19 protein-coding genes and 1 pseudogene are annotated in these 22,167 nt (G+C 69.2%); 10 read left to right on the top strand and 10 right to left on the bottom strand.

What is annotated here, in order from left to right:
* The first annotated feature begins 101 nt into the window (after positions 1 to 101).
* From JUB11_RS18845 to JUB11_RS18830, 4 genes and pseudogenes are all read left to right on the top strand, one after another.
* Positions 102 to 2,192 carry a HAMP domain-containing methyl-accepting chemotaxis protein gene (locus tag JUB11_RS18845; protein ID WP_247887160.1) on the top strand — a complete coding sequence of 697 codons (2,091 nt, stop codon included), beginning with the start codon at positions 102 to 104 and terminating at the stop codon, positions 2,190 to 2,192.
* A gap of 79 nt (positions 2,193 to 2,271) precedes the next feature.
* The gene (locus tag JUB11_RS18840) at positions 2,272 to 3,255 is read left to right on the top strand and encodes an amidoligase family protein (RefSeq protein ID WP_207460115.1); all 984 of its coding nucleotides are present in this window, start codon (positions 2,272 to 2,274) and stop codon (positions 3,253 to 3,255) included.
* Positions 3,137 to 4,087, top strand: a pseudogene (locus tag JUB11_RS18835) (bestrophin family protein); the annotation flags it as partial. The gene JUB11_RS18840 and the pseudogene JUB11_RS18835, both read left to right, overlap by 119 nt.
* 166 nt (positions 4,088 to 4,253) lie before the next feature.
* Positions 4,254 to 4,892, top strand: a complete 639-nt coding sequence (locus JUB11_RS18830; RefSeq protein WP_207460114.1) for a glutathione S-transferase family protein — start codon at positions 4,254 to 4,256, stop codon at positions 4,890 to 4,892.
* A gap of 23 nt (positions 4,893 to 4,915) precedes the next feature.
* Here the strand turns inward: JUB11_RS18830 and soxA are convergent, their stop codons facing one another.
* The 8 genes from soxA to JUB11_RS18790 are packed head-to-tail and all read right to left on the bottom strand — an operon-like array spanning position 4,916 to position 11,253.
* Positions 4,916 to 5,701: a sulfur oxidation c-type cytochrome SoxA gene (gene soxA, locus JUB11_RS18825; protein WP_247887159.1), complete on the bottom strand. Its 786-nt coding sequence runs from the start codon at positions 5,699 to 5,701 to the stop codon at positions 4,916 to 4,918.
* Entirely contained in the window at positions 5,701 to 6,018 is a 318-nt protein-coding gene (gene soxZ, locus JUB11_RS18820; RefSeq protein ID WP_207460113.1) for a thiosulfate oxidation carrier complex protein SoxZ, read from the bottom strand. Before soxZ ends, soxA begins: the two co-directional genes overlap by 1 nt.
* Positions 6,018 to 6,488, bottom strand: coding sequence for a SoxY-related AACIE arm protein (locus tag JUB11_RS18815; RefSeq protein WP_207460112.1), 471 nt, complete (start codon positions 6,486 to 6,488; stop codon positions 6,018 to 6,020). The genes soxZ and JUB11_RS18815 overlap by 1 nt, the downstream gene beginning before the upstream one ends.
* Before the next feature lie 4 nt (positions 6,489 to 6,492).
* Complete coding sequence (gene soxX / locus JUB11_RS18810) at positions 6,493 to 6,936, bottom strand: sulfur oxidation c-type cytochrome SoxX (RefSeq protein WP_207460111.1); 444 nt, start codon at positions 6,934 to 6,936, stop codon at positions 6,493 to 6,495.
* Between the two features lie 11 nt (positions 6,937 to 6,947).
* Positions 6,948 to 8,231: an NAD(P)/FAD-dependent oxidoreductase gene (locus JUB11_RS18805; RefSeq protein WP_211112565.1), complete on the bottom strand. Its 1,284-nt coding sequence runs from the start codon at positions 8,229 to 8,231 to the stop codon at positions 6,948 to 6,950.
* The gene (locus JUB11_RS18800) at positions 8,212 to 8,547 is read right to left on the bottom strand and encodes a hypothetical protein (protein WP_207460110.1); all 336 of its coding nucleotides are present in this window, start codon (positions 8,545 to 8,547) and stop codon (positions 8,212 to 8,214) included. Before JUB11_RS18800 ends, JUB11_RS18805 begins: the two co-directional genes overlap by 20 nt.
* Positions 8,544 to 10,775: a molybdopterin cofactor-binding domain-containing protein gene (locus tag JUB11_RS18795; protein WP_207460109.1), complete on the bottom strand. Its 2,232-nt coding sequence runs from the start codon at positions 10,773 to 10,775 to the stop codon at positions 8,544 to 8,546. Before JUB11_RS18795 ends, JUB11_RS18800 begins: the two co-directional genes overlap by 4 nt.
* A 10-nt stretch (positions 10,776 to 10,785) precedes the next feature.
* Positions 10,786 to 11,253 (bottom strand): (2Fe-2S)-binding protein, encoded by a 468-nt coding sequence (locus JUB11_RS18790; RefSeq protein ID WP_207460108.1) that lies wholly within the window; start codon positions 11,251 to 11,253, stop codon positions 10,786 to 10,788.
* 736 nt (positions 11,254 to 11,989) lie between these two features.
* Between JUB11_RS18790 and JUB11_RS18785 the strand changes: the two genes are divergently transcribed.
* The gene (locus tag JUB11_RS18785) at positions 11,990 to 13,591 is read left to right on the top strand and encodes a hypothetical protein (RefSeq protein ID WP_207460107.1); all 1,602 of its coding nucleotides are present in this window, start codon (positions 11,990 to 11,992) and stop codon (positions 13,589 to 13,591) included.
* 220 nt (positions 13,592 to 13,811) lie between these two features.
* Here the strand turns inward: JUB11_RS18785 and JUB11_RS18780 are convergent, their stop codons facing one another.
* A complete protein-coding gene (locus JUB11_RS18780) occupies positions 13,812 to 14,126 on the bottom strand; it encodes a hypothetical protein (protein ID WP_207460106.1) in 315 nt (104 codons plus the stop codon).
* A gap of 395 nt (positions 14,127 to 14,521) precedes the next feature.
* On the opposite strand from JUB11_RS18780, the gene JUB11_RS18775 reads away from it, so the two are divergent.
* From JUB11_RS18775 to JUB11_RS18760, 4 genes are all read left to right on the top strand, one after another.
* A complete protein-coding gene (locus tag JUB11_RS18775) occupies positions 14,522 to 15,913 on the top strand; it encodes an ethanolamine ammonia-lyase subunit EutB (protein ID WP_207460105.1) in 1,392 nt (463 codons plus the stop codon).
* Positions 15,913 to 16,686 (top strand): ethanolamine ammonia-lyase subunit EutC, encoded by a 774-nt coding sequence (eutC, locus tag JUB11_RS18770; RefSeq protein ID WP_207460104.1) that lies wholly within the window; start codon positions 15,913 to 15,915, stop codon positions 16,684 to 16,686. The genes JUB11_RS18775 and eutC overlap by 1 nt, the downstream gene beginning before the upstream one ends.
* A 22-nt stretch (positions 16,687 to 16,708) precedes the next feature.
* Positions 16,709 to 18,115, top strand: coding sequence for an ethanolamine permease (gene eat, locus JUB11_RS18765; protein ID WP_207460103.1), 1,407 nt, complete (start codon positions 16,709 to 16,711; stop codon positions 18,113 to 18,115).
* 149 nt (positions 18,116 to 18,264) lie between these two features.
* The gene (locus JUB11_RS18760) at positions 18,265 to 19,191 is read left to right on the top strand and encodes a serine/threonine dehydratase family protein (protein WP_207460102.1); all 927 of its coding nucleotides are present in this window, start codon (positions 18,265 to 18,267) and stop codon (positions 19,189 to 19,191) included.
* 19 nt (positions 19,192 to 19,210) lie between these two features.
* Here JUB11_RS18760 and JUB11_RS18755 read toward each other — a convergent pair whose 3' ends face one another.
* A complete protein-coding gene (locus tag JUB11_RS18755; RefSeq protein ID WP_207460101.1) occupies positions 19,211 to 20,155 on the bottom strand; it encodes a CHAD domain-containing protein in 945 nt (314 codons plus the stop codon).
* A 318-nt stretch (positions 20,156 to 20,473) separates the two neighbouring features.
* Here JUB11_RS18755 and JUB11_RS18750 point away from each other — a divergent pair, with 318 nt between their 5' ends.
* Positions 20,474 to 22,114 carry a GGDEF domain-containing protein gene (locus tag JUB11_RS18750; RefSeq protein ID WP_207460100.1) on the top strand — a complete coding sequence of 547 codons (1,641 nt, stop codon included), beginning with the start codon at positions 20,474 to 20,476 and terminating at the stop codon, positions 22,112 to 22,114.
* Positions 22,115 to 22,167: the final 53 nt, after the last annotated feature.

Below are 22,167 nucleotides of genomic sequence, written 5' to 3'. Positions count from 1 at the left end.
ATGTGACAGATCTGTGTTATGCCTTTCTTCATAGAAAGCCAGCCAAAAAGAGGGCTGAATGCCCGGCCGGAACCTATCCGCCGAGACTTGAACGGTGACCGATGACGCGCGCCACTCTGTCCATCAAATCCCTGGTCTACATCGTGGTCGCCGTCCTGTCGGCCCTTTCGCTCTTCTCGGCGGGCCGGCAGGCCTTCGACGCCTGGGACGCGCGCCGGCAGGCGGAGGCCGGGCGGATGGCGAACCCGGCCGTCTCGGCCCTTCTCGACGCCGCCGGCGGCTGGGCCATCGAGCGCGGCCGGACCAACTCCGCCCTGGCGGCGGAGCGGCCGGCCGGGAGCGAGGCCCTGGCCGCCATCGCCGAGCGGCGCAAGGCCGCGGACGCCGCGCTGGAGCGCGCGTCCACGGGTCTGGCCGTCATTCCGGACTTCCCCGGACGGGCGGCGCTGGCCGGGGAGGTGGAGGCAACCCGCGCCGCCCTGGCTCGCGCCCGCGGGGCCGTGGACCGCGCGTTGGGGCTGCCGCTCGCCGAGCGTGACGCCGAACTGCTGCGCGGCTGGGTTCCGACCGTCACCGCCCTGATCGAGGCCTCGCAACGCCTGCGGGTCGCGGTGAACCAGGAGAATGTCGGCACCGACCTGACGGCGACGGAGCTGCAGCAGGTCCGCCATCTCGCCTGGGTCATGAGCGAGTATGCCGGCCGCGAGCGCGCGCTGGTCGGCGGGGCGCTCGCCGCCGAAAAACCCTTCACGCCGGACCAGCTCCGCGCGCTGGGCGCCAACCGCGGGCGGGTCGAATTCGCGTGGGAAAGCCTGTCCGCCCTGGCGGAGCGGGGCGGGGCGCTCGGCGCGCCTCTGGCCGCCGTCAAGTCGGGCTTCTTCGGCGAGTTCCAGGCGTTGCGCGCCGGAATCCTCGCCACCGGTGGCGCGGGGCAGCCCTACCCGGTCGGCGCGGAGGCCTGGATCGCCGCCTCCACCAAAGGCATCGACACGATCCTGGCCCTCCAGCAGGCGACCTCCACCGCGCTGGAGGCCGAACTGGCGGACAGCTCGGCCGAGGGCGCCGCGGCACTGTTTCTGAACATCCTCTTCCTCGCCGTGACGGTGCTGGCCTCGGCGGGCGGCATCCTCCTCGTCCGCCGCCGCTTCGCGCGGCCGATGGCCGGCATGACGGCGGCGATGCGCCGGCTCGCCGAGGGCGACCGGACCATCGCCGTGGAAGGGCTGGAGCGCGGGGACGAGATCGGCGCCATGGCCGAGGCGCTGGAGGTGTTCAAGCGCAACGCCATCGAGGCCGACCGGCTGGCCGCCGCCGAGGCGGCCGAGCGGGAGGCCAAGCAGCGCCGCGCCGCCGCGGTGGAAGGGCTGATCGACCGGTTCGGCGGGGCGGTCGCCGCCATCCTGCAATCGGTGGGCAGCGCCGCCGACCAGCTCGATTCCACCGCGCGCGGCATGACGGTGACGGCGGAGACGACCCAGGGCCGCGCCAGCGCCACCGCCGCCGCGGCGGAGCAGACGGCGACCAACGTCCAGACGGTCGCCGCCGCCGCCGAGGAGATGAGCAGCTCCATCGCCGAGATCGCCCGCCAGGTGGCCGCCTCGACCGAGATCGCCGGCCGCGCCGAGGGCGACGGGGAGCGGGCGGACGGCACGGTGCGCATGCTGGCCGAGGCGGTCGGGCGCATCGGCGCGGTGGTCCAGCTGATCCAGGACATCGCCGGCCAGACCAACCTGCTGGCGCTGAACGCGACCATCGAGGCGGCGCGCGCGGGAGAGGCCGGCAAGGGCTTCGCCGTCGTGGCGGGCGAGGTGAAGAGCCTCGCCAACCAGACCGCCCGCGCCACGGAAGAGATCGGCAGCCAGATCGCCGCCGTGCGCATCGCCACGCACGAGGCGGTGACGGCGATCGGCTCGATCACCGCGACCATCGGGGCGATGAACGAGATCGCCGTGACCATCTCCGCCGCCGTGGAGGAGCAGCACGCGACCACGGCGGAGATCAGCCGCAACGTCGCCCAGGCCGCCGTCGGCACGCGCGAGGTGTCCGGCAACATCGGCGGCGTGACGCAGGTCGCCGCCGAGACCGGCAGCGCCGCCGCCCAGGTCCTGTCCGCCGCCGGGGAGCTTGGACAGCAGGCCGGCGCGCTGCGCCGGGAGGTCGAGCGCTTCCTGGAGGGCATCCGCGCCGCATGACGCGTGCATCGGGTGAGCCATCCTTTGTCGCAGGGCGAGGGGTCTTGGAAACGGGCGGCGCGGGGCCACATCCGGCGAGATGCACGCATTTCACCCGCCGCGCATGGCCGCCGCCCGGCCGATGCCCGCCGCCACCGGTGCCAAGGCCGCTCCGGCCTTCGCCCGGCCGCCCTCGGTCCGCGACGACCGGGGCCGCCCGCGCCGCGTCGGCTTGGAGATGGAGTTCCAGGGCATCGGCGCCCGCGCCGCCGCAAGTGCCCTCGCCCAGGCCTTCGGCGGCACCCTGCGGGAGGAGGACCCGCACGCCTTCCACATCGCGGACACGGCGCTGGGGCGCCTGTCGGTCGAGCTGGACATGCGCTACGCCCACCCGCAGCGGACGGACGCCACCCCGCGCGTCCGGCTGGGCGCTGCCGGGGCGGCCTGGCTCGGCACGCTGCTCGGCCGCGTCGTCCCGCGCGAACTGGTCACGGCGCCGCTGGACCTCGACGCGCTGGACCGGGTGGACCGCGCCGTGGGGGTGCTGCGCGCCGCCGGGGCGCGGGGGCGGGGGGCGACGCTGTTCGGCTCGCTCGGGCTGCATTTCAACGTCGATCCCGTCAGCCTCGAGCCCAGGGCAATCACGGCGGTGCTGAAGGCCTTCCTTCTTCTGAACCGCAGCCTGCGCCGGGGCATCGCGGAGCGTGGCCCGGCCCATCTGCCGCCCATGGCCTATCTGCCGGCGCCCTACCCGGACTCCTACGTCCGCCGCGTGGTGGCGCCCGACTACCGGCCGGAGCTGCCCGCCCTGATCGACGATTACCTGGACGCCAACCCGTCGCGCGACCGCGACCTGGACATGCTGCCGATGTTCCTGCATCTCGACCCGGAGCGGGTGCGGGCACGGCTGCCCTACGAGAAGATCGGCAGCCGCGCCGTTTTCCATTACCGGCTGCCGCGCGCCCATGTCAGCGACCCGGACTGGAGCATCGCGGAGGCCTGGAACGGCTGGGTCGCCGTGGAGCGCCTCGCCGCCGACCCCGGCCGGCTCGAGGCGCTTGGCCGGGCGCGGGCCACCCGCTGACAGGGTAGGCCTGACGCGAAGGGCCGGAGCGGAGCCGGGCGCCGGGCTGTTTCATGGGCATCCCGACCCCGGAGCCCCCATGATCGTCCGCAAACGCCCGTCGGCCTTCGCCCTGTTCTTCGTCATGCGCGGGTCGGTGGTGCCGCGCATCAAATGGCAGGTCGGCTGCACGATCGCGGTCGCCATCCTGGTGACGATGGCGCACGGCACGCTGTTCGACCGCAAGATCACGCTGACGCCCATCCCCTTCAGCCTGATCGGGCTGGCGCTCGCTATCTTCCTGGGCTTCCGCAACACGGCGAGCTACGACCGCTGGTGGGAGGGGCGCAAGCTGTGGGGCGACCTGCTCATCCACAGCCGGTCGCTCGCGCGGCTGGCGGTCAACCATGTCCGGCCGGAGGGAGAGGAGCGCCAGGACGTCCTGGTGCGGCGGCTCATCGCCTTCGCCTATGTGCTGAAGCACCATCTGCGCGCCACCCGCGACATCCACAGCGCCGCCTTCCTGACGGGGGAGGACCGGCTGGCGCTGGAGGGGGCGGCCAACAAGCCGGACCGGCTGCTGCACCGGATCAGCTGCGACGTGGCGGGGCTGGCCGCGGCCGGGCGGCTGGATCCCATGCTGGTCGCCCAGGCCGAGGCGGAGCTGACGGCGCTGGCGCGGGTCCAGGCGGGCTGCGAGCGCATCCGCCACACGCCGCTGCCCTTCTCCTACGCCCTGCTGCTGCACCGGACGGCCTATCTCTACTGTTTCGCGCTGCCCTTCGGGCTGGTGGACACGACCGGCTTCATGACGCCCTTCGTGGTCGGGCTGGTCTCCTACACCTTCTTCGGGCTGGACGCGATCGGCGACGAGATCGAGGAGCCCTTCGGCTGCCTGCCCAACGACCTGCCGCCGGGTCGAGATCGACCTGCTGGAGGCGCTGGGCGAAACGGATTTGCCGGAACCGCTCCAGCCCGTAAACTACCTGCTGATGTGACTCCGGCCGGGAGGCCCCAACATGACCGACGATTTCGTCCTCTATACCCACCCCATGTCCCGCGGGCGGGTCGTGCGCTGGATGCTGGAGGAGATCGGCCGGCCCTACCGGACCGAGCTGCTGGATTACGGCACGGGCATGAAGGCGCCGGACTATCTGGCGATCAACCCCATGGGCAAGGTCCCGGCGATCCGGCATGGCGCCGTGGTGGTGACCGAAGTCGCGGCGATCTGCGCCTATCTCGCCGACGCATTCCCCGAGGCGGGCCTTGCCCCGCCGCCGGCGAGCCCGCTGCGCGGCCCCTATTACCGCTGGCTGTTTTTCGGGGCGGGGCCAGTCGAGGCGGCGGCCACCAACAAGGCCTTCGGCTTCGAGGTGCCGCCGGAGCGGCGCGCCATGGCCGGCTACGGCTGCCTCGCCGACGTCCTGGACACGCTGGAGGGCGCGCTGGAGGAGCGGGAGTATCTTGCCGGCGAGGCCTTCACGGCGGCCGACCTCTATGTCGGCTCGCAGCTCGACTGGGGCATGATGTTCGGGACGCTGGAGAAGCGCCCGGCCTTCGAGCGCTACGTCCAGCGCCTCGTCTCGCGGCCGGCGGCCGCGCGGGCGCGGGCCATCGACGACGCGCTGCTCGCGGCGCAGGCGCCGTCGGCCTCCTGAGGGGTTTTGCCGAATGCGGCGGATCAGGGCCGCACGCCCGGTGCCTCCAGGGGCAGGCCCTCGGCGCGCCGCATCAGGTAAAGCTCCAGATCGACGAAGTCCGGCGCGCCGAAAGACGGCGTCTCGGCGCGGACGCCGGTCATGCAGTTGCGCAGGCGCCGCTGGAGGGAACCCAGCGTCTGCCACTCCAGGCGGTAGAGCGGGTACCCGGTCGGGTGCGCCTGGGGGATGGGGGCGCCGCCCAGCCGCCCGCCCCAATGGTCGTCGTGGCAGTCGGCGCAGGACAGGTTCAGCTGCCCGATGCGCCGCTCGAACAGGTGCCGGCCGTTCTCCTGGAAAGGAACGAGGCGCGGGTCGTCCGGCGGATCGGCCGGCAGGCCCAACGACTGGCGCGCGACATAGGCGGTCAGGGCGAGGAGCCGGTCGTCCTCCGGCGGGAAGGGCTCGGCCGACTGGCGTTCCGCGCGGCATTGGTTGATCCGGCCCTGGAGGTCGATGGGGCGGCCGGAGGCCTCGTCGAAGGCCGGATGGCGGGCCGCCACGCCGCGCATGGATTCCGCCGTGTCGCCGTGGCAGTCGGCGCAGGATTGGCCCGCCGCACCCGCCGGCTCCCGCCACAGCGCGTCCCCCTCCAGCACCCAGAGCATGGCCGGGTTGGCGGTGTCGTCCGCCTGCATCGCGCGGGTTTCCGGCGCCATGAAGTCGGCGCCCGACCGCCGCTGGTCGCGGGGGATCTCGCCCGCCAGGGCGAGCGGTGCCGCGAGCGCCGCGAGGAGCAGCCAGGCGGACAGGCGCTGCCCGCGCGTCATCAGGTCACCGTGATTTCGACCGTGGCGGTCTGGGTGGCGCCGTCGTCGGCGGTCCAGGTGAAGGTGATCGGGCCGCTGGCCGTCGCGACGGTGGTGAAGGACAGGAAGGGGTTGGCCGAGATGGCCGGGAAGAAGTCGGCGGAGAAGATTTCCTCCCCATCGTAGGTGCAGGTGAAGCGGTTGACGATGTTCCGGGGGATCGGCGCGCCTTTCGCGTCGGTCCGGTAGCCGGTTTCCATCGGGTGGGCGACCATGGCCTTGATCTCGATGATCTCGCCCTGCCGCGCGGTCTTGGGTGCGTTGACGAGGCTGCGCATCAGGAGAGATCCTCGATGCAGGCGGCCAAGGTCACGATGACCTTGGCCTGACTGGACCAGAAGCTGCCGTCGCTGAGTTCGGCCACGGCCATGACCGTCTGGGAGGTGGCGAGCCGGATGCGGGTGGCGACCTGCGCCCGCCCGGCCCGCGGCCCCATGCGGAAGACGGCCACCTCGGGCTGGGGGTTCGACTGGTTGAACAGGGCGATGCGGCGGACATGGTCGTCCGGCGTCATCGGGCTGTCCACCGCGACCGTGACGCCGACCGCGTTGCCGTTTTCCACCAGCGGCGGGATGTCGAGCCGGACGCCCCCGGCCTGGACCTCCGTCCCGCCGGTGAACGCGCGCACGGCCTCCTCCAGCGTGGGGCGGGCGAGGGCCACGCGGGGCAGGGCCAGCACGAGGATCTGGGCGGCCCCGGCGGCGAGGACGCCGCGCCGCCCGAGGGCGAAGGCGTTCCGGTCGGTCATGAGGTCACTCCTTCAGGGTCGAAAGCCAGGCCACGATGTCTTCCACCTCCCCGGCACCGAGGATGGGCCGGCCGCGCCAGGCGGCCGCGACGGTCGGATCGTCGGTCACGCGGTGGAAGGCGGGCATGATGGTCTCCGGATTCAGCCTCTTGTTGTCCACGACCCTCAGACGGATCTGCGCCTCGGTCAGCCGTTTTCCAACCCCTGCCAGGTCCGGCGCCAGCGTGCCGTGCAGGTGCTGGTCGGGGAAGGGGCCGGGGTGGCACAGCACGCAGAGGCTCTTCTGCCGGTCGGCGGCCAGGGCCGCGCCACGGTTGGGATCGCCAGGCGCGCCGGTGAGAGGCCGCACGATGCCGTCGCCCTCCACCTCGTAGGGCACCACGCCGCGCCGGGCGGATTCCTGGCCGAAGGCGGGGAGGGTCGGGAGAATGAGCATCGCGGCCAGCATTGCCCCGCCTCTCATCCGAACACGTCGCCGGTGATGGTCCGGAACCAGGCCTCGGCGTAGGCGGCCTCCCGCGCGCGGAAGGCGGGCGGGGCGTCGCGTGGGCTGGTGCCGCCCGCCCCCTCGATGTCCGCCAGCAGCCCGCCGGAGGGGCGGTAGACCCCGGCGATGGAGATGCCGTAGTCCGGTGCCACGAGGCTGTAGCAGGTGTTGATCAGCCGGGGTTCCGCCAGGGGCCGCCCACCCAGCAGCGCCAGCACCGCACCCGCGCAGGCCTTGGCCTGGGCGTGGGCGGCGAAGGCGGATTTCGGCATGGCCCCGGCGATGGCCGCGTCGCCGATGACATGGACGCCCGGCACCAGGGTGGATTCGAAGGTGACGGGGTCGATGGGGCACCAGCCGGTCCGGTCGGCGACGCCCGCCGCCTCGGCGATCCGCCCCGCGCGCTGCGGCGGGATCAGGTTCACCACCTGGGCCTTGTGGCTGCCGAACTCCGTGACGAGGGTCCGCGTGGAGGGATCGGCCTCCGTCACCCGCCCGCCGAAGGACAGCGACACCCATTCGATCATGCCGGGGTACAGCTCCGCCCAGGCAGCCTCGAACAGGCGCTGCTTGGAGAAGGCGTCCTTGGCGTCGAGAAGGATCAGCTTGGAGCGAGGCTTGCGGGTCTTCAGGTAATGGGCGATCAGGCTCGCCCGCTCGTAAGGCCCCGGTGGGCAGCGGAAGGGGTTGGCGGGTGCCGACAGCACCACCACGCCGCCGTCCTCCATCGCCTCCAGCTGCCGGCGCAGCAGGAGCGTCTGCGCCCCCGCCTTCCAGGCGTGCGGCATGGCCTCGGCGGCATCCTCGTCGTAGCCGGGAATGGCGTCGAAGCGCATGTCCACGCCGGGCGCCAGCACCAGCCGGTCGTAGCCGAGCGCCGTGCCGTCGGCGAGCCGCACGCGCCGCGCCTCCGCCTCCACGGCCAGGGCCGCCTGGCGGACCAGCGTGATCCCCGCCTTCTCCAGCCCCTCGTAGCCGAACTCCTGCGCCGAAAGCTCGCGCAGGCCCGCGACGACGGCGTTGCTGAAGGGGCAGGCGGTGTAGCGGGCGTTGGGCTCGACCAGCATCACCGACAGGGACGGGTCCCGCCGCTTCATCTCGCGCGCGCAGGCCGCACCCGCGAAGCCGCCGCCGACCACGGCGACGCGCGGCGGCGCCTGGGCGAGGAGGGCGGGCGCCCCGAGCGACAGGGCTGCCGCCCCGGCGGCGAGCCCGCCCAGGCTGCCCAGGACGGCCCTACGGCTTCGCCGCGGCATCCCGGCCTCCGCGCGCGGCGTACCAGTCCGCGATGGCGCGCGTTTCCTCATCCGTGAAGCCCTTGGCGATGCGGTCCATCACGGTCGCCTCCAGCGTGCCGGACCGGAAGCCTCGCATGCTGGCGACGATGTCCTCCGCCGGCCGGCCGTCCAGCGGGGCCATGCCGCCGTCGGACGCGGCCGGGGCGTGGCAGCCCGAGCAGGCGGACGCGCCCGGCGGCGGATCGGAGGAGGGAAGATCCGCCGCCATGGCGGCCGCCGGGAACAGGCCCAGCAGCGCCAGGGCGAGACGGAGCGGCGTCGGGCCGCCCGTCATGCGAGGTCATGGTTCTTCAGCGGCAGCGTCCGGATGCGCTTGCCGGTCGCCGCGAAGAGGGCGTTCAGCACGGCCGGCGCCGCCACGGCGATGGTCGGCTCGCCCACCCCGCCCCAGAATCCGCCGGACGGGATGAGGATCGTCTCCACCGCCGGCATCTCCGCCATGCGCAGCACCTCGTAGCTGTCGAAGTTCGTCTGCTCCATCCGACCGTCCTTGACCGTGCATTCGCCGTAGAGGCAGGCCGACAGGCCGTAGACGAAGGAACCCTCGACCTGCCGTTCGATCTGGGCCGGGTTGACGGCGTGGCCGGGATCGGTGGAGGCGACGATGCGGTGGATCTTCAGCTTGCCGTCGGTCACCGACACCTCCGCCGCCGCCGCGACGTAGCTGCCGAAGCCCATGATCTGGGCGATGCCGCGATGGACGCCCGCCGGGGCCGGACGGTCCCAGCCGATGCCCTGTGCCACCTGATCGAGCACGGCCAAGTGCTTGGGGTGGTTCGCCATCATCCGGCGCCGGAAGGCCAGCGGGTCCATGCCGGCGGCGTGCGCCAGCTCGTCCATGAAGCATTCCAGATAGATGGCGTTCTGGTTCAGGTTCACCCCGCGCCAGAAGCCCGGGGGGATCGGCGGGTTGCGCATGGCGTGGTCGATCAGCAGGTTCTCGACCGCGTAACCGATGTGCCCTTCCGGCCCGCTGATGTTCAGCCCCTGGAAGACGGCGGGATCCTTGCCGTTCTGCATGCCCTCCGGCCGCACCGCCGCGAGGATCGACTGGCCGGAGATGCGCATGTGCAGCGCGGTCAGCTTGCCCTCGGCGTCCAGCCCGCCGGTCAGCTTGCACTGGGTGACCGGATGGTAGGCGCCGTGCAGCATGTCCTCCTCCCGCGACCAAATCAGCTTGACCGGGCGGCCGGGGACCTGCTTGGCGATGTTCACGGCCTGGCGGACATAGTCCTGGAAGTTGCCGCGCCGCCCGAAGCCGCCGCCGAGGTGGAGCTTGTACACCTCGCAGCTCTGCACGGGCAGGCCGGCGGCCTCCGCCGCGGCGGCGAGGCTGGCCTCGCCGTTCTGGGTCGGCACCCAGACCTCGCACCTCAACTCGGTCCACAGGGCCGTTGCGTTCATCGGCTCCATGGTGGCGTGGTTCTGGTAGGGGAAGCCGTAGACGGCCGAGACCGTCTTCGCCGCCCCGGCCAGCGCCTTGCGCGCGTCCCCGGCGGACGCACCGACGAAGGCCTCCTCCGCATCGAGACCGGCGGCCAGGGTCTCCGCGATGGAGGCGCTGGAGAGCGCCTTGTTCGGGCCGTCGTCCCAGGTGACGGGCAGGGCGTCGAGTGCCGTCTTGGCCTGCCACCAGGTTTCCGCCACCACGGCCACGGCGGTGTCATCCACCCGCACGACCTTGTGCACGCCGCGCATGCCGGCGACCGCCGCCGCGTCGAAATTCACGAGCTTGCCGCCGAAGGTGGGGCAGGCGCGCACGGCGGCGTTCAGCATGCCCGGCAGTTTCAGGTCGGTGCCGTAGACCTGCTTGCCGTTCAGCTTGTCGGCGGTGTCGAGCCGGGGCAGCGGCTTGCCCACGATGGTCCAGTCCTTGGGGTCCTTCAGCCGCACCTCGGCCGGCGGCTGCATCCCGGCGGCGGCGGTCGCGACCTTGCCGTAGGTCGTACTGCGTCCGCTGGGGCCATGGGTGATGACGCCCTTCGACACGGCGCATTCCGACGCCGGCACCTTCCACTCCGCCGCCGCCGCCGCGACCAGCATCTCGCGCGCCACCGCCCCGCCCTTGCGGACATAGTCGTGGGAATCGCGGATGCCCCGGCTGCCGCCGGTGGAGAAGCTGCCCCAGACGCGGTCGCGCGCGAGGTTCTGGCCGGGGGTGGGGTATTCGGTCGTGACCTTCGCCCAGTCGCATTCCAGCTCCTCCGCGACGAGCTGGGCGAGGCCGGTCAGCGTGCCCTGGCCCATCTCGGACCGGGCGACGCGGATCACCACCGTCTCGTCGGGCCGGACCACCACCCAGGCGTTCACCTCCGGCGCCGCGGCGGCCGGCGTGGCACCGGGCGTGGCCGCTTCGGCGGAGGCCAGGAAGGGCAAGTGGAAGCCCAGCGACAGGCCGCCCATGGCGGCGGAGCTGACGAGGAAGCCGCGGCGGGAGAGGGCGGGCGGGGATTCGGCGGGCTGGGATTGGCCGGGCCGGGACGGGGCGTGTGCGGTCGTCATGCGATCCTCCTCAGCCGTTCTGCGTGGCGCCGCCGTCGGCGGCGAGCTTGATGGCGGCGCGCACGCGGTTGTAGGTCCCGCAGCGGCAGATGTTGGTGATCTCGGTATTGATGTCCTCGTCGGTCGGGCTGGGATTCTGCTGGAGCAGCCCGGCCGCCGCCATGATCATCCCCGACTGGCAGTATCCGCATTGCGGCACGTCCAGCGCCGCCCAGGCCTTCTGCAAGGGGTGCGACCCGTCGGGCGACAGCCCCTCGATCGTCGTGATCTTCTGCTCGGCCGTCACGGCGCTGACCGGCATCGCGCAGGAGCGCGTGGCGACCCCGTCGATGTGCACCGTGCAGGCGCCGCACTGCGCGATCCCGCAGCCGAACTTCGTCCCGGTCAGCCCGACCTGCTCCCGGATCACCCAGAGGAGCGGCGTCTCGGGATCGACATCGACCTCCCGGACCTCACCGTTGATGGTCAATCGCGCCATGCTGAATCCCCCGTTCGCTGTGGAGCCCCAGTACCGATGCCGGTGGTGTGGAGCGCTGATGGGCCGCGCCATTGGAAGGCGCCCGTGTTCCGCCCTTTCCGGAAGCCTACGGCCGACATGTCGCGGAAGTTTGTCCGCCGGCCGCCGGTCTGTCGCAAACTGTATCAGAGGGCAGGATTGGGGCAAACCGGTACAGTTTGGAAGGCGGATGGTTGGGTTATGCTTTTGTCAAGCTAGTGGTCAGGCGCAAACGAAAGATGCATAGACCCTACATCCAAGGCGTTGATCTGCATGAGATGGCTATGAATCGTTCGAATGCGTCTGTGCATTAGCGCTGGCGGGGAACAAAGGTGGATGCCCCAATCGCTTCGCCGGTGTACAGTCGCTTCATGGCTGAGGAGGTCCCTGCGCCGGTCGAGCGTTCAACCGTGACTGTATCTGCTCACCACCTTCCTGAGAGGGTGCGCGCACAGCTTGTTGAACGCCCGCTCCGTGGTGACCATTTTCAAATGATGGTGCAAATGGTAGAAAATGAATCATCAGAAGTGAGTCGCTTTTACGTGGATGTTTTCTAAAGTATAGGTTCAAAATGCAGTTGCAGAGGCGATGAATCGTGGCGTTTGGTGCGCATTGGTGTAGTTTTGCATTCAAATCCGGGTGCCGTCTATGGAAACACTTAAGTTAACGTTATTGGTAGGGGCGCTATGTGTCAAATCAACTTTTTGCGGTGGGAAGCATGAATAAAAATTTGCATGAGCTTATCTCCTGGTTTCCCTCTGGAACAGCAGAGGGTGAGAAGGCCATACTTGAAAGAGTGTTTGTGTATGTGGACGAGTTCTCTAATGTCATGGCGCCGCCAGTGGGCAATCCGCACCTGCTTGTGGGAAGCAAAGGTAGCGGAAAGAGTGCAATTATTGATTTTGCCTTGCGCGTCCTAAAGCAGCAATCAGTGCCTGCAACTTTGATAACGCCTTATGATATTGATAGCAGTAGGATTGGCGAGAGTAACTCTACCGGAGACATGGTTCGCGTATTTTATAGCGTACTTATGTCATCTATAGCAACAAAGCTTTCAGAGGAATCTACTGGATGGTTCGACGGCGATAGAGCAGTACTTTATCGAGAAGCGATAGCGACTGGTGAGAGGTCACCAGATTTCATCGGAAGAATGGGAAAGTTTCTGGGTGATGTTGCTAAGCCGATTATCAAGGTTGACTTCAATTCTGCATTTCCGCATCTCTCTAAAGTTACACGGTCAGAGCTTGAGAAGGCTATAGAGCGCTCTCTTGATTCAAAAGGGTTTTATGTTTTCATTGATGATACTGATCAGATTGCTAGCCCTGAAAAGCCTGGGCACCTGAATAGGATATGGGCTCTCCTTTTGGCTGTACGAAGACTTTCTTCCAACATCCCAGAGGTGAAGGCGGTAGTAAGCCTTCGGTCCGAGGTCTGGGAACGGTTGCAGGTTGATCCTGCGGGTCAGCGTGACCAAACAGATCACTTCAAAAGTCTTTGTGTTCTTATGAAGTCAAGCAAAGACCATGTTGAGAAAATTGTCGAAAGACGACTAGCGTTAGCCGCCGCAAACTTAGGCAGTGACGGAAACGCTGGCGCTCCATTCTTGGATGGAAGAGGTCAAGAACATTACAGCCCCTTTTTTGAGGGCGTTGGCGCGCGCGCGCCTCATAGTGAAGATTTTAGGTCCTGGCGAGATTTAATTTTAGTAAGATCAAGGCAGCGCCCTCGTGACGCAATACAGCTTGTTAATCTTTTGGCAAAAAGAGCTGAATCAAAGAAGAAGGGAAGGATTGATGAGGAGGTGTTTCAGGCGGTAATGCCCGGATTTTCTGAAACGATTGCAAATTTATTCGGGCAAGAAGTCGTGTTGGAGTGTCCTGCAGCAGTTGAAATACTGAAAACTTTTGCTGATGTAGAATACAAAAATGGTGGCTTCACTATGAGTTCTGAGGAGGTTCTCGACCACTTCCGCAAAATTATCTCAAAATTCAGTGTGATTTTATATGGATGCTCATTGAATCAACAAAAGGATAGTGATATCTTTGAGATATGGAGATTCTTCTACATAAGTGGTGTTCTTAACGCGAGAGTTTCTGATATTCGAGAAAAAAATGGATACAGGCATTTGGATCCTGAGCAAGACCAAACGCTGGTGAGTAAAGTAAGGTGGAATGATCTCCAAGCAACTCTCTGGGAGGTCAATACCGTTTACCGAGATTTTCTGATAAATGTGGAAAAAGCAAATAGTACCAGAATTGGGCTTGCTGTGAAAAGATCGACGAGGAGAAATGCATCAAGGGGGCGAAGGAGAGGCTCTTAAAGAGCCTGCTCAAAAGGTCTGCTGTGAATTTATTTTGCTAACGCGCCGGTCATCTGGCTACTAAGGTGACAATAAGAGGGCGTCGATAGAACAAAAACAACCATATCTAAGCAGCAGGGATGTTCAAGAATAATATTGATTTTAGATCGACAGACTGCGGTGTAGTGTTAGGTTAGGGAGGCCCGCACCTTATGCGGGCCTCCCTCCAAACCGCCAGCCCTCAGTTCATCCCGGTCCGCTGCCCAGGCGCTTCGCCGATCTGAGTTCCGCCGGCACCCCCCGCCATCGGGTCGAGGTCCAGCATGCCGCGGGCGAAGTTCAGGTACTGGCGGGCCTCGGTCTCGCGGCCGCGGGCGTGCAGGGATTCGGCGACGCTGAGGTGGGTGGTCACCGTGTCGCGGGTTTCGCGTTCGGCCCAGGCGCCGTTGGCGGCCTTGGCCTCGCGCAGGTCGGAGGTGAAGTCGGCGGCGAGCGCGGGGCCGGCGGCCAGGGTGGCCAGCGCCAGGGCGGTGGCGGCGATGTGGCGGATCGTCATGGGAATGTCCTTTCGCGACGGTTGGGGAGCCCGGCCGGGCGGCAAGGTCGCCAGGAGCTGCGGGGCTGCGCTTGGCACCCGGGCCGGGCGCCGTCCGAGGGGTCTTCGTCCGGCGGGGTCCGTTATGGCGGGGGGATGTCGCAGGGGTGTGTCGGCGGACCCGGCTTTTTGTAACGGGCTGTCGTGGGCTGTATCGGGCTGTCGCGGGGGCGGACGTCTGACACGCTTTCTTACAAAGTTCTGACGCCGCATTCCCGACCGGTCCCGCTGGGCCGGGCTGCCGGCGCCCGGCCTTCCCATGAATTTTGTGTTCCAATGTCAACTGGCCCCGGCCGGACCCGTGCGAGGCTTCTCTCCTCACCGCTTCATGGAATGGTCTGGCCGGGGAGCCTGCTATGGCGGAATACGCTCACACGCTGGGGCGGCAGCGGCATGTCTTCGATGATCTGCGGGCCGTGATGGCCTGCGCCTCGCCGCGCCGTTCGGGCGACGAGCTGGCGGGGATCGCGGCGGACAGCGATGAGCGCCGAGTGGCGGCGCGCATGGTGCTGGCCGATCTGCCCTTGCGGGTCTTCCTGAACGAGGCGCTGGTCCCCTATGAGGCAGACGAGGTCACGCGGCTGATCCTGGACGGGCATGACGAGGCCGCCTTCGTCCCGGTCGCCTCCATGACCGTGGGGGAGTTCCGCGACTGGCTTCTGTCCTACGAGGCCGACACGGCGACGCTCGCCGCGCTGGCGCCGGGGCTGACGCCGGAGATGGCGGCGGCCGTGTCGAAGCTGATGCGCAACCATGACCTCGTGACGGTGGCGGCGAAATGCTCGGTCGTCACGGGGTTCCGCACCACGGTCGGGCTGCCGGGGCGGCTGTCCAGCCGGCTCCAGCCGAACCACCCTACGGACGACCCGGCGGGCATCGCCGCCGCCACGCTGGACGGGCTGCTCTACGGCATCGGCGACGCGGTGATCGGCATCAACCCGGCGACCGACAACGTGCCGGCCTGCATCACGCTGCTGGAGATGCTGGAGACGATGCGGCTGCGCTTCGACATCCCCGTCCAGTCCTGCGTGCTCGCCCACGTCACCACCAGCATCCAGGCCATCGAGCGCGGCGCGCCGGTGGACCTCGTCTTCCAGTCCATCGCCGGGACGGAGAAGGCCAACCAGGGCTTCGGCGTCTCGCTCGCCCTGCTGCGCGAGGCGCGGGACGCCGCGCTGTCGCTGAAACGCGGCACGGTCGGGCAGAACGTCATGTATTTCGAGACGGGCCAGGGCTCGGCCCTGTCCGCCGACGCGCATCACGGCGTGGACCAGCAGACGGTGGAGGCGCGCGCCTACGCGGTCGCCCGCGCCTACGACCCGCTGCTGGTCAACACGGTCGTCGGCTTCATCGGGCCGGAATATCTGTTCGACGCCAAGCAGATCACCCGCGCCGGGCTGGAGGACCATTTCTGCGCCAAGCTGCTCGGCGTGCCGATGGGCTGCGACGTCTGCTACACGAACCACGCCGAGGCCGACCAGGACGACATGGACGTCCTGATGACGATGCTCGCCACCGCCGGCGTCAATTTCCTGATCGCGGTGCCCGGCTCCGACGACGTGATGCTGAATTACCAGAGCCTGTCCTACCACGACGTGCTGGGGCTGCGGCACCTGCTGAAGCGCCCGCCGGCGCCGGAGTTCGCGGCCTGGCTGGAAAAGGCCGGATGGCTGGACGGGCAGGGGCGCCTGCCGCCGCGCGGGCCGCAGAGCGCGGTGGTGCGGAACCTCCTGGGGAGGATCGCCTGATGGCCGACGGCTCCGACAACAACTCCGACCCCTGGCTGCGCTTCCGCAAGGCGACCCGCGCCCGCATCGGGCTGGGGCGCAGCGGCGACGGGCTGCCGACCAGGGCGCTGCTGGAGTTCCAGCTCGCCCACGCCCGCGCCCGCGACGCGGTGCATGGCGCCGTGGATTTCGACCGGCTGGCGGCGGACCTCGCCCCGCTGGAAACGGTCCGCGTCCACAGCGCCGCACCCGACCGCGCCACCTACCTGCGCCGGCCGGACCTCGGCCGGCGGCTGAACGAGGCGAGCCGTGCCGTTCTGGCGCGCGGCGACTGGGACATCGCCTTCGTCGTCGCCGACGGGCTGTCGGCGGCGGCCGTGCAGGCCCACGCGGCCCCGCTGGTGCGGGCCTGCCTGGAACGGCTGCCGGGCTGGTCCGTGGCGCCGGTGGTGCTGGCCGGCCAGGCGCGGGTGGCGCTGGGCGACGAGGTGGGGGCGCTGCTGGGCGCCCGGCTGGTGGCGCTGCTGGTGGGGGAACGGCCGGGCCTGTCGGCCGCCGACAGCCTCGGCGTCTACCTGACCTGGGCGCCGATGCCCGGCCGGGCGGATTCCCAGCGCAACTGCATCTCCAACATCCATGGCGCCGGCCTGCCCATCGGGGCGGCGGCCGACAAGCTGTGCTGGCTCGCCCGCGAGGCGAGCCGGCTGAAACTGACCGGGGTCGCGCTCAAGGAAGACGCCCCGGCCCTGCAAGGCCCGGAAGGTTCCGGGCCGCGTCCCATCGACCGCATTTGAACCGAGCAGGAGGGCACAGCACATGTCCGGGAGCGCAAAACCCGAATTGAAGAAGAGCCTCAGCGGGATTCACCTCTGGGGCATCGCCGTCGGCCTCGTCATTTCCGGCGAGTATTTCGGCTGGAGCTACGGCTGGGCGGCCGCGGGGACGCTGGGCTTCCTCGTCACGACGATCCTGATCGCGACGATGTACACGACCTTCATCTTCAGCTTCACCGAGCTGACCACGGCGATCCCGCACGCGGGCGGTCCCTTCGCCTACAGCTTCCGGGCCTTCGGGCCGACGGGCGGCTTCATCGCCGGCTCCGCCACGCTGATCGAGTTCCTGTTCGCGCCGCCGGCCATAGCACTCGCCATCGGCGCCTATCTGAACGTGCAGTTCCCCGCACTCGATCCCAAGCTGATCGCGGTCGGCGCCTATGTGCTGTTCATGGCGCTGAACATCGCCGGCGTCTCCATCGCCGCGACCTTCGAGCTGTTCGTGACGCTGCTCGCCATCTTCGAGCTGGTGGTGTTCATGGGGGTGGTCTCGCCGGGCTTCTCCTGGGCGAACTTCGCCAACAACGGCTGGGCCGGCTCCAACAGCCTGACGGTGGAGGGGCTGGGCGGCATCCTCGCCGCCATCCCCTTCGCCATCTGGTTCTTCCTCGCCATCGAGGGGGCGGCCATGGCGGCGGAGGAGACGCGCGATCCCCGGCGCACCGTGCCGCGCGCCTACATCGGCGGCATCCTGACGCTGGTGGTGCTGGCCTTCGGCACGATGATCTTCGCGGGCGGCGTCGGCGACTGGACGCAGCTCTCCAACATCAACGACCCGCTGCCCCAGGCCATGAAGTCGGTGGTGGGCGAATCCAGCGGCTGGCTGCACATGCTGATCTGGATCGGGCTGTTCGGCCTGATCGCCTCCTTCCACGGCATCATCATGGGCTATTCGCGGCAGATCTTCGCGATGGCCCGCGCCGGCTTCCTGCCGCCGGTCTTCGCCCGGCTGCACCCGACCCGGCGCACCCCGCACTGGGCGACGCTGGCCGGCGGCGTGGTCGGCATCGCGGCGATCTATTCGGACCAGTTCATCACCATCGGCGGCCTGCCGCTGACCGCCAACATCGTGACCATGTCGGTCTTCGGCGCCATCGTCATGTACATCATGAGCATGGCGAGCCTGTTCCGCCTGCGCGCCACCGAACCGGCGCTGGACCGGCCCTACCGGGCGCCCTTCTACCCGGTCTTCCCGGCGATCTCGCTGGCGCTGGCGCTGCTCGCGCTCGCCACGATGATCTACTTCAACGCCCTGGTCTTCGCGCTCTTCGTCGGGCTGATGGCCGTGGCCTACCTGTTCTACCGCCTCACCGCCGGCATGCGCGGGCGCGGCGAGGCCGACCCGCTGCTGTCCATGGCCCCGGTGAAGCCGGGCACCGCCGCGGAGTGACCGAAGGCGTTCTTTGAAAGGGGCCGCCGTCCGGAGGGGCGGCGGCCCCTTTTCCATTCGGCGGCCCGGCATGGCAAGCATGCCTTCATGCCCGTGGACGGGCGCTTGGGGCCTTCGTATGTACGGGCATTCCAAGGGAGGACCGGTCCATGACGCCGCTGCACATCGAAACACCGCTGCTCGAATCGCGCCCGCTGTCGGCCCGCGCCGGCCGCGGCGTCTGGCTGAAGATGGAGGCCTTGCAGCCGCCCGGCTCCTTCAAGCTGCGGGGCATCGGCCTCGCCTGCCAGGAGCAGGCGAAGCGGGGGGCGGGGCGCTTCATCTCCTCCTCGGGCGGCAACGCCGGCATCGCGGTCGCCTATGCCGGCCGCCAGCTCGGCATCCCGGTGACCGTGGTCGTGCCGGAAACGGCGTCGGAACACGCCAAGGGCCTGATCCGCCAGGAGGAGGCCGAGGTGATCGTGCACGGCCCTTCCTGGCAGGAGGCGAACGCCCACGCCCAGGCGCTGATCGGCGAACGCGACGCCTTCCTGCACCCCTTCGACGACCCGTTGCTGTGGCGGGGGCACGCCAGCATGATCGACGAGGTGGCGGCGGCCGGCTGGCGGCCGGACGCCGTGGTGCTGTCGGTCGGCGGCGGCGGGCTGATGTGCGGCGTCGTGGAGGGGCTGCGCCGCAACGGCTGGGACGACGTGCCGGTCGTGGCGGTGGAGACCGCCGGGGCCGATTCCCTGGCGCAGTCGGTGGCGGCGGGCCGCCGGGTGGAACTGCCGGGCATCGCCAGCGTCGCCACCTCGCTCGGTGCTCGCCGGGTCTGCGAGGCGGCCTTCGACTGGACCGCCCGCCATCCGGTGACCAGCGCGGTCGTGTCGGACGGGCAGGCGGTCCGCGCCTGCCTGGACTTCCTGGACGATCACCGGCTGCTGGTCGAACCCGCCTGCGGCGCGTCGCTGGCCCTGGCCTATGGGCGGCACGAGGCCCTGCAAACCTTCGAGCGGGTGCTGGTGATCGTCTGCGGCGGCGCCACGGTGACCGCCGAAGGGCTGCGGGCTCTGTCGGCGCGGCTCGGGGCCTGACCGCCGGGGAAAGGTGCCGCTAGGCTCCCGCCACGGCCTCCTCGACGGGGCGGCGGGCGGCGGCACGGTCGCGTGCCTTGCGGTTCCAGATGGACCAGTAGGCTTCCATGCGGTCGAGGAAGCAGTCCGTCCGCTCGGCGAAGATCTTTTCGCCGAGCAGGGCGCCCTTGCGTTCCAGCTCGCCCTGGCGCCGCTCGACCGCCGTCCTCAGCGCGGCGACGGTGGCCTCGTCCTGGCCGGCGTCGGCGGCCGTGTGCAGCAGGACGGCGAGGTCGTGATGATCGCCCAGACGCTCGCTCAGATCCTCCAGCTCCCCGCCCAGGCAGCCGAGCGGACCCGGCCAGACCGGCTCCATCAGCCGGATCGTGTACCAGAGATTCTTGGCCTGCTTGCGCCATTCATGAGCCGTCTCCGAATCCCGGAAGGCGCCGTTGCGCATCGAGCGGCCGGTCCGGTAGATCCGGCGCAGGCCGGGGCGCAGCACGTCGAAGCCCTTGCCGTCGATCGGCAGCCTTCCAGCCTCCTCCTGCGCGGAGCGCAGCATGGCCACGACCGGTTCGAAGGCGTCACCGCCGCTGAGCTGCTCCGCCTCCACCCGGCGGCAGCGCTCGACAAGGACCTCGCGGAAGGCATCGATCCCGCCGCCGGCCAGCTCCTCGCCGCACTGCGACCGCAGCTTGTCGAGCGTCTGGATGATGACCGCGCTGTCGCGGGCGCCGGAGAGCTTGCCCTGGGCGTCGCGGATCGCCGCGTTCAGCCGGCGAAAGGGCTTCTCTTCCATGGAGCCGCGGGCGAGCCGCAGCGCGGCGCGCGCCTTCTTGCAGGCCTTGCGGGCCTCGTGCACGGCCTCGTGCCGCGAGGAGCCGTCGCGCTGGAGCGCGTCGGCCGCACCTCCGAGCTGCTCGCCGACGATGCGGCGCACCGCCGCGTCGCAGGTCTCTCCCGGGACCAGTTCATAAGCCATGTCGATGAGGATCCTTCGTTCGTGACGCGCCCCCGGACGGGGGCATGAGCGGGGAGGGCGTTCCTGTCGCACCCCTCACCCTTTCCCCTGAACAACAAGGGAAGGCTTGAGCGGTTTCCGGGACCCACCGTTTTCAGGGAAGCGGCACGTCCTGGGGTGCGAGTCATCAAAGCTTCACTTTACCTCTGGTGGACGCTGCCCCTATCTGCGCGGTCGGCAGCGCGCCATGCATTCATGTGCGCCCAACGGCGCATCCGGAAACGGATGCGGCAGGAAAGCGCACCTGGCCAGGTGCGCATGAAGGCGCACGATCGGGTCATGACGCGTAAGAACCGAATCTTCCTGTCACTCTGCGCGGCGCTTCTGGCGACGGACATCGGCCTCGTCGCGGTCGGCGCAGCGACGGCGCGCGACGCGCTGATGGCTGCCATGCACGACCGTGCGGCCACGCTGCGCGAGGGCTTCTCCATCGCCCTCTACACAACCGAACTGAAGCTGATGGAGATCGCGAGCTTCGTCGCCGAGCTGGAGGACGTGAAGACGCATCTCGCGGCGGCGGGCGAGGCCCTTGCGGCGGACCCCGGGGGCGATGCCGCGTCCGGGGAGGTCGAGCGCCACCGCCAGGCGCTGATGGACATCGTCGGCCCGCGCTGGACGCAGCTCCGCTTCCGCTACCTGCTGCGGCAGCTCTCTTTCTACCTGCCGCCGGACGGCACGGTGTTCCTGCGGGCGGAAACGCCCTATGCCCACGGCGACCGCGCTGAGGGACCGGATTCCCTGGTGGCGCGGGTGGCGGCCAGCCGGCGCGCCGCGACGGGATTCGACATCGACCGCCTGTCGGTCGGGCTGCGCGCCGCCGTGCCGGTGGCCGGGGACCGCCCGCTCGGCGTCGTGGAGGTGGGGACGTCGCTCGACACCATGATGATCCCCATCTGCCCCAGTTCCCGCTGCGGCACCGCCATCCTGCTCGACCGCGCGGCGGTGGAGCGGCGCATGGACGGCTACGCCCTGGGGGCGACCTTCACCGACGACCGGCGCACCGGCGACTGGCTGATCGAGGCCTCGACCAACCCCGCCATCACCCGCGTGCTGATGGACCCCGTCCAGGGCGCCGAACTCGCCACGGCCGAGGCGGCGCTGGTGCGGGTGGGCGACCGCTGGCTCGCCGCCACCCGCTTTCCCCTGCGCGACCATCTCGGCAAGGAGGACCCCGGCCGGGCGGCCGTGGGCAGCGTCCTCGCCTGGGTGGACGTGGACGACGCCGTGCACGCCTTCGAGCGCAGCCAGCTCGTCAATGTTGGCGTCGCCGTCCTCGCCTTCCTGCTGATCGCCGGGCTGATCCACCTGCTGCTCGGCGTCATCACCCGCCGGCTGGAGGGGGAGGTCGCCCAGCGCACCGCGCAGGTCGAAGCGCTCCTCGCCGAGGTCTCGCACCTCGCCCACCGCGACCCGCTGACCGAGCTGTTCAACCGCCGCGCCTTCACCGGCCGGCTTCGCGAGGAGATCGAGCGTTGCCGCGCCGACGGCACGGTCTTCAGCCTCGTCAGCCTCGACCTCGACGGCTTCAAGCGCATCAACGACGCCCACGGCCACGCGACGGGGGACGAGGTGCTGCTGGCGGTCGCCACCGTGATCCGCGAAACCATCGGCGCGAAGGACGCGGCGGGCCGGCTCGGCGGGGAGGAATTCTCCCTCCTGCTACCGGGCACCGGGCTGGAGGGCGCCACGGCGCTGGCCGAGCGGCTGCGGCTCCGGCTGTCCGGCCGCCCGGTCCTGACGCCGTCGGGCGACACGCTACGCGTCACCTTCAGCGCCGGCGTCGCCGAATGGATTCCGGCGCTCGACGAGGCCGCCCTGCTTCGGCGCGCGGACGAGCTTCTCTACGCCGCCAAGGCGGCGGGACGGGACCGGGTGATGGGCCGTGAGGATCGGAGGGTGACCATACAATTGGCGGATTGAACAAATCCGGGAAAGCGGCGCATCCTTGCCCCATGCCGCGGCACGCGGATTGC

It is taken from the genome of Azospirillum sp. SYSU D00513, assembly GCF_017356015.1.
Lineage (GTDB): Bacteria > Pseudomonadota > Alphaproteobacteria > Azospirillales > Azospirillaceae > Azospirillum.
Note: the sequence above shows the minus strand (reverse complement) of the source record. Positions and strands in the feature narration are given on the sequence as shown.